This is a genomic window from Oleiphilus sp. HI0125, assembly GCF_001635355.1.
In genome coordinates this window covers 1-3,032 of the sequence record NZ_LWGF01000730.1, presented here as the reverse complement: position 1 = coordinate 3,032, position 3,032 = coordinate 1, and the positions used below count along the sequence as shown (strand labels likewise).

Sequence of the window (3,032 nt, the reverse complement as noted above, 5' to 3'; positions counted from 1 at the left end):
ATCAATGATTTCTGTTGATTTGATCGATCATCTGCGGGTGTATAAAACGCACCTACGTGCTCACCTGTAATGAACGCAATATCGTTTTTTGAAACATCACGCTCCACGACGTTGGCGATCTTTCCCGCGACCTTTTCATTTGCCAACAACTCATTGGCGAGCATACGGCTAGTTGAATTTTCACCTTGAACACTTGCTGCTACTGAAAGAATATTTTTAGCCATTTTGGCTTCCTCAAACTTTGATTTACTAAACGTTGATAAGAAGTATAAGCATTGTATTCAAACGAATAAGCAGGTACTTTTGCGCTATATAATCAAAATTTTTGAACAATAAATAATGACATGAATCTACACAGTCCAATTACGATCGAAGCACTTAAAGTCTTAGATGTGATTGATCGCAGGGGAAGTTATGCAGCAGCGGCAGAAGAACTCGACAAAGTCCCTTCCGCGCTGTCTTACGTCGTACAAAAACTTGAGGAACAGTTGAATGTCACCTTGTTTCAGAAGCAGGGACGACGCTCAGTACTTACCCCCGCTGGAAAGCATTTACTAGACGAAGGCAGAATTCTGCTTAACTCAGTAGAACGTCTTGCAGAACAAACGCAGAACGTTGCTCGAGGTTACGAAAGCAGAATTCGTGTCGCCATTGATACCATCATGGATATACGACCGGTCTATTGCGCTTTTAAAAGCTTCGTAGATGAACATCCAGACATTGAAATAGACATTCAAGAAGAAGCTTTGAATGGTGCTTGGGAAGTTCTGATTTCTGATGAAGTTGATTTAGTCATTGGCGCCGTTGGTCCTGTACCTCAACAAAAAGGGATTCGAACCGAAGAGGTCGCGCAACTTGACCTTGTTTATACCTGCTCGCCCGACCATCCTCTGGCAAAAAGTACTTCACCAATTAAGATTGAAGATCTAAGCAAAGTTCGTCGTGTCGTCACGCACGACAGCGCACGTGAAGCAGTTACCTGGACGAGAGGTTTACACTCTTCGTTGAAGGATCAGGTGCAACAGCGCTTTTATGTCCCCAATACTTATAACAAGTTAAATGCTCAAAAAGCAGGTATCGGCGTTGGTTTCTTACCACGATACCTGATTAGAGAAGAACTCAAGGCAGGTAAACTTGTTGAGTTGCCGCTCGACAATGCGCGCCCACAACCAAGCACGCTCTACATGGCTTGGAAAATGGTAAACCAAGGCAAAGGCTTACAACGCCTACGCACCCTTATCCAAAAGCAATTAAAAGAACAGGAATAAATCAGGACTTACAATGCATCAATACGCTCGCACCCTCATTATTTTACTCTCCATCATTGCGCTTTTTTGGGCGAATCCAGCTTCATCAAAACCACTCGCCAATCTAAAAAAATTGGAACAGGCAACTGACTTATTTATGGAGCAAGTTGCAAAAGGCGATAGCGAATCAGCTCTTAATTTGATCTCTGCTTATGCTGGCGTAAATCCTGAACAGTTCGCACAACGCAGTGCTCGGATTATTCAAGACATGCAGCGCATCGAATCAAGTGCGGGTAAAGCCTTAAGCTACGCAAAAGTAGATACCAAAAGTGTTGGCGAACACCTTTACAAAGTACGGTATCTATTGAAGTTTCGGCAAGCGGCACTTGTGTGGGAAATGAATTTTTACCAACCTGACCAAGGCTGGTATTTGGTCGACGTCAATCTTAGCACTGACATTAACGCTTTATTTCAGTAGTCATACGCAACGCTATGCGCGAAGCTGAATAATAATATCGCGCATGGCGTTTGGATCTTTGATCGTATCGCCCGCCAAACTCTCCTGCTGATAACCCGCTAAGTACTTACTTACTAACCGGGATATCCAAAAGCGTAAAGCGGCCAATTCCAGAAATAAGGGCCAACAAGCACTTTCGGCATCTGACCAAGGTTTCTCACTCTGATATGCCTCCACCAAAGCCGATAGTTTTGCACTATCGTGTCGGCCTGACGCAGTCATCGCCCAGTCGTTCGCACAAACAGCCAAATCAAAAAGAAAGCCTTCGGTACAGGCATGATAAAAGTCAATCACGCCAGATATATTCTGTTCGCCGAAGAGAACATTGTCTTTAAACAAGTCCCCATGAACAGTGCCCCTTGAACACTGATCTAACTCTCTTTGGTATACCGAATAGCGTTCAACGCATTCCTCTAGCAAAGCAAAGTCGTCGCGAGGCATGTCAGAATTTTTGAGCGCATTGAGATGCTCCTGCATCCAAGCTGAATCTCGAACTAATTTTCGATCTCCATCAAAATCTGCGACCGCATGATGCATATGCGCCAACCATTTCCCCGCTGCGGCACAATCTTCGATCTCCATGTCTGTTTTTGCGGCCCCATCAAAACAAGGAACGATCATGGCGTCTTTGCCTTGAATCTTAAAAAGGGATTGCCCTTTCGAATCTTGCAGCGCCGCGGGAACAGCAAGCCCTTTTGACGCTAAATGTTGGGTGAGCGAGACAAAAAAAGGCAATTCAGCGGATTCCATCGCCTCAAAAATCGTCAACACCCATCGACTAAGCTGACCATTTTTTGAGGTGTTCAAAAAGTAATTGGTGTTTTCAATTCCAGCCCCAATCCCCTCTAACAAGACGATCCTGCCAAGAGAGAACTGTTCAATAACTGGATTCAAGTCTTGCGGGCTGACCTGTGTGAAAACTGCCATGAAAAGTGACCAAACTAATAAAAATAAAGACGTTCAAAACAAAGACTTTTNTAAGCCGTTATCAACGCGTTCAGTTGCTGAATGTGCGATTCATTCATCGCTTCAATCGAATCTGGAGCAATATACTCACTTTGCGAAGAAACCGCATCTTTTGTAGGGATTTCTAGTTCCAAGCCATCGCTCAACGAAATAGCACGATAACTCCCCAAAGAACGCCCCGGCTCTAAGATAAGCAACGCTCGACCAGAACTCGATTTCACATGCAAGCCAGAGGGAACATTCCCCAGCAAGGCTAAGAATGCGTCTGTTAGGCTTTCATCGAATTGCTCACCTTTACACTG

Annotated in this window: 3 protein-coding genes and 1 pseudogene; 2 read left to right on the top strand and 2 right to left on the bottom strand. The window is 44.4% G+C overall.

What is annotated here, in order from left to right; all coding sequences use genetic code 11:
* Nucleotides 1-224: pseudogene (locus A3762_RS10800) on the bottom strand (NAD(P)H-dependent oxidoreductase); the annotation flags it as partial.
* Between the two features lie 120 nt (nt 225-344).
* On the opposite strand from A3762_RS10800, the gene A3762_RS10795 reads away from it, so the two are divergent.
* Together A3762_RS10795 and A3762_RS10790 are read left to right on the top strand one after the other, a co-directional pair.
* Entirely contained in the window at nt 345-1,268 is a 924-nt protein-coding gene (locus A3762_RS10795) for a LysR substrate-binding domain-containing protein (RefSeq protein ID WP_068476263.1), read from the top strand.
* Nucleotides 1,269-1,281: 13 nt separating this feature from the next.
* On the top strand, nt 1,282-1,725 hold the full coding sequence (locus A3762_RS10790) for a hypothetical protein (protein ID WP_068476264.1): 444 nt from the start codon (nt 1,282-1,284) through the stop codon (nt 1,723-1,725).
* Nucleotides 1,726-1,737: 12 nt separating this feature from the next.
* On the opposite strand, the gene A3762_RS10785 is transcribed toward A3762_RS10790, so the two are convergent.
* Nucleotides 1,738-2,691: a homoserine kinase gene (locus tag A3762_RS10785; RefSeq protein WP_068500672.1), complete on the bottom strand. Its 954-nt coding sequence runs from the start codon at nt 2,689-2,691 to the stop codon at nt 1,738-1,740.
* Nucleotides 2,692-3,032: the final 341 nt, after the last annotated feature.